Origin of the sequence: Steroidobacter sp. (assembly GCF_016790065.1) — a bacterium.
Classification (GTDB): domain Bacteria; phylum Pseudomonadota; class Gammaproteobacteria; order Steroidobacterales; family Steroidobacteraceae; genus Steroidobacter.
This window is the reverse complement of sequence record NZ_JAEUPY010000643.1, coordinates 1-3,819: the sequence shown is the minus strand read 5'-3', so window position 1 is coordinate 3,819 and position 3,819 is coordinate 1. Positions and strand designations below refer to the sequence as shown.

Here is a 3,819-nt window from a genome sequence, read left to right as displayed (position 1 = left end):
GTCGCACCGCCGGCCGGTGTAGTCAAGACCATTCTGACCAACGAGCAGCGCACCGAATCCTACTCGGCGTTCGCTGAAATGACGGCACCGATCTTCGCCGATCATACGCGGGGCACGCTCGGCGTTCGCTATACGCGCGATGACAGAAGTATCCATGGCGCTCCCGCCATGAGAAACACCGAAGCAGCTCCCAACGTATACACGCCGGTGCTGAGCACCGCTGCCGCGGCCAATCCACAGCCCAAAGGCACGTGGGACGAAGTGACGTATCGAGCGGTGTTGGAACACGATCTGCGCGATGACGTGTTGGGCTACGCCTCGTATTCCACCGGCTTCCAGAGCGCCTACTACAACATGGCGAACACATCGGCGAACGCTCCGCTGGCGCCAGTGACAGTGGATGCCTATGAGTTGGGTGTGAAGTCGATGTTGTTCGATGGCCGGCTGCGTGCCAACGCGTCACTGTTCTTCTACAACGTCGACAACGTCGTCGTGTCTAGAAACATCGGCGGCACGATATCGCTGTCGAATGCGGCCGCCAGTCGCTACCGAGGGATCGACGTTGACTTGACCTTCCGCGCGACACCGAACCTGACGTTGACCACGGCCTTCGAGTACCTGGATCCGGAGTACACCGACTATCAAGGCATGGTTGCGTACGTGCCGAACGCCAACGGGATTACTTGGCGGACGGTCGGTATCGATGGCACCGGCAGTCAGGTGCAGTACACCGAGAAGGTGATGGGAACCGCGAGCGTCCAGTATGAACTGCCCACTCGGTTCGGCACGTTTGCACTCGTCGGCGCCGCTACTTATCACGGCAAGCGAAATCACGACACTCAGGGCCTCAACGTGCACCCGAGCTACAAGCTGGTGAACTCCTCAGTGAACTGGACTGCGCCGGAAGGGCGATGGAATGCCAAGTTGTGGGCCAGAAATCTGACCAACGAGCAATACGCCGAGGTGTTGTTTCCCACGGACCTCTTGATGATGTACAGCGCGGCAGCGCCTCGAACCTACGGCATCGAGTTCGGATATCGCTGGAACTGATTGGCCGCACGGTTGAGAGCAAGAGGTAGCGTGTGATGAATGTGCGCAGCGTGTTGGTTTGTGCTTGGGCAGTGCTAGTGGCTGCCACGGGGATCGCGAAAGCCGATGGCAACAGCGGCCACTATGTGGATCTTGATCATCTCGATCTGGTGACGTTCATTCCGCCGGCACCGGCGAAGGGCTCGCGCGCTGAAGCCGAGGATCTGGCGACGGTCTTGAAGGAGCAGCAGGGGCGCAAAACGGCCGAGATGATCTATGAGCGGTTCTCTTTCCTGCGTTATGCGAAGGGCCTGAACTGGCAATGGCAACCGGAACAATTGTCGACCGAAACCAAGGCGCTGTTCGATCGCTTGAATGACGATGTGCAGGTCGCTGCGGCCAAGGCCAAGCGTCGTATCAATCGTCCTCGTCCGTTTGTTCTGTCCACGAAAGTGGAGTGGGCGGGGAGAACCAAAGCGTCTTCCAGTGCCAACGGCGGAAAGCAGGCCGAGGCCATCATTGGCAGCTACCCGAGCGGACATTCCGCCAAGGCCTATGCGGCGGCCTTCGTGCTTGCTGCGATGGTTCCCGAAAAGGTCGATGAGATTTTCACGCGAGCCGACACGGTTGCATGGGAGCCGGTCATCGGCGGCTCACACTTCCCGACCGACTCGACCACCGGTGCGCGGACAGCGGCAGGTGTTCTGTTCTACGCCGCTACACAGAATCCGACGTTCAAGTCGGATTACCAGAAGGCTCGTGCCGAGATCCGTGCGGCTCTGAAGCTCACCGACCAAGCCAAATAGGAACTGCTGTGCGTTACCAGACTTCTTTAGCGGTGCTGTTGGCCGCGTTGCTCGGTCCTGCGTGTCATTCGCTGGCGTCGAGTCAGATCATGACGCCGGTGGGCCCGGTGGCAACCAAAGCAACGTGCGGTAAGAACGATCGGACTGAATCGGGGATTCAAGGGCAAACGCCGTTGGCTGATCGTTTCGGACCGGGACATCAGACCGCGGCATTCAACTGCAATCTGGAGCTGCTGAGCCAAACAGGTGAACACGGCGCCAACACGGGTCTGGTCACGACCGACAAGTGCGCCTATTTCACGCAGTGGCAAGCGCCTGAACTGCTGCCGGTGCTGAAGAATCCAGGCGTCGTGGTGGTAGATGTGTCGGACTCCGCGCGTCCCAAGATCGCCAGGTATTTGCAGTCGGCCGGCATGCTGGATGCTCATGAGTCGTTGGTGGTTCATCAGCGCCGAGGGCTGCTCATCGGGCAAGCCGTCGATCAGACCCATCGCTCCGGCAAGACCACGGACATTTACGACATCTCGGATTGCCTGAATCCGGTGCTGAAGTTCAGCGGCGTCATCCCGGACTTCGTGCTCCACACCGGCGATCTGACGCGCGATGGCAAGACACTGTGGGCCGCGCCCGGGCGAAACGAAAGCAGCAAGGAGAATGAGGGCTACTTGGTGTCTGCGTTGGATATCTCGGATCCCGCTCATCCGAAAGTCATTGCCCGGTTGACGTCCGACGATTCGCGGCTCGCCCGGTTCCACAACATTTCGGTGAGTGACGACGGTAATACGGTGTACTTTCCCATCGGCGGCTCGATTGGTAACGAGCGGCGAGTCGAGGACATGCATCCGCAGGGCCTCGTCGTTGCGGATGTGAGCGAAGTGCAGGCGCGAAAGCCCGACGCGAAGATCAAACCAGCGCTGGAGCCGGTGTATTGGCACGACACCTTTAGCAGTCACTACACCTACCCAGTGACTGTCGCAGGCAAGCGCTATCTATTTCAAAGCGACGCATCGGGTGTCTTGCGCTACGTGGTGTGGAGTGGCGGGCCGACCGGTAGAGCGTTCGTCGGCCCGTTGGCGACGCGAGGCCGCTCGGGTCCACCGGCTTTCACTGCTGAGCAAGCCTGCAGTTGGGGTAAGCCAGGCTGGGGCTATGTGCATGTGTTCGAGCTCAATGGTTCGCAGCCTACCAGCGCTTCGGCAGTGAAGCTGGCCATCCAAGATCCCAAGCATTGTCTGGTGGCCGCCAATGAGCCGTTCTATGACTTTGGCTACAGCGGCTACAACTGCGACTTCGATAATTTCCAGGACGCGAAGTTGATGGCCTGTGCCTCCTTTCAGGCCGGCTTGCGGGTGTTCGACATCAGCAACATCAAACAACCGAGAGAGCTTGCCTACTACAAGCCGCCGGCGGTTGGTGTCGCGCCGCGCGCAGCGTCTCCCTATCAGAGCTTTCGTGACACCGGCATTACCACCGGGGCGACCAAGTATCACTCTGCGGATGGCGTGACCAACGTGAAGTTCGCGAACAATGCCAGAGAAGTTTGGTTCGTCAGTTGGGACAACGCCTTTCAAGTCGTGAAGTTCTCCGACGAACTGATCGCCAGAGAGAAGGCGCTGTTCGGTCGGGACAATACCTGCGGCGGCAAGCTGCGCGATCGCAAGGGCTGTCTGTAACGCAACTGGAACCATGTTCATGAGTGACAAAAAGCTCTGCGGAAAAATCCCTCGCGAGGCCTTCGGCATGATCGAGGTGCCGCGCTACCACCAGACGATCATCGATGCTTTCCTGGCACTCGAAGATATGACTGGCGCGGTTTCGGATGCGTTGGATGAGCACGGGATCGCGGGCTGCGTGCCCGGATCGACGCTGCCGGTGACGTTGCGCGAGGCTCGCATTTGCGGGCCGGCGATCACGCTGCGCAACGTCATCCAGCGCAATCAGCCGTTCAAAGACGCGGTGGAGCGAACCTCCAGAATGGCGGAGA

3 protein-coding genes and 1 pseudogene are annotated in these 3,819 nt (G+C 59.6%); all 4 read left to right on the top strand.

Going from position 1 to position 3,819, the window contains the following annotated elements:
• The coding region (locus tag JNL55_RS26620) for a TonB-dependent receptor domain-containing protein (RefSeq protein WP_293861650.1) at positions 1–1,050 on the top strand (1,050 nt) is incomplete at its 5' end.
• 35 nt (positions 1,051–1,085) lie between these two features.
• On the top strand, positions 1,086–1,835 hold the full coding sequence (locus JNL55_RS26615) for a phosphatase PAP2 family protein (protein ID WP_293861647.1): 750 nt from the start codon (positions 1,086–1,088) through the stop codon (positions 1,833–1,835).
• A gap of 8 nt (positions 1,836–1,843) precedes the next feature.
• Positions 1,844–3,508, top strand: a complete 1,665-nt coding sequence (locus JNL55_RS26610) for a hypothetical protein (RefSeq protein ID WP_293861645.1) — start codon at positions 1,844–1,846, stop codon at positions 3,506–3,508.
• 19 nt (positions 3,509–3,527) lie between these two features.
• Positions 3,528–3,819 (top strand): annotated as a pseudogene (locus JNL55_RS26605) (RraA family protein); the annotation flags it as partial.